At 65.6% G+C, this 387-nt stretch carries 1 protein-coding gene; it reads left to right on the top strand.

The features are described from left to right. Positions 1-387, top strand: a 387-nt coding sequence (gene argB / locus AC1DCG_RS25185; protein ID WP_477041766.1) for an acetylglutamate kinase, incomplete at both ends; no start/stop codon positions are given.

The raw sequence follows: 387 nt of genomic DNA, 5'->3' as shown, positions 1-387 counted from the left end.
GTGGTGCACGGCGGCGGGCCGCAGATCGACGAAGCCCTGAAGAAGGTGGGCAAGGTCGGCACGTTCATCCAGGGCATGCGCGTCACCGACGAAGAAACCATGGAAGTGGTGGAGTGGGTGCTCGGCGGCGAGGTGCAGCAGGACATCGTCATGCTGATCAACCAGTACGGCGGCCAGGCTGTGGGCCTGACCGGCAAGGACGGCGGCCTGATCCGCGCCAAGCGCCTGCAGATGCCGGACCGCGAAAAGCCCGGCACCTTCATCGACATCGGCTACGTGGGCGATATCGAGGCGATCAACCCGGCCGTGGTCAAGGCGCTGCAGGATGACGCGTTCATCCCGGTGATCTCCCCGATCGGCTTCTCCGACGACGGCCAGGCGTACAAC

The organism is Caulobacter sp. 10L414, from assembly GCF_056395525.1.
The sequence above is the reverse complement of the archived record's forward strand: the minus strand, read 5'-3'. Positions and strand labels throughout refer to the sequence as shown.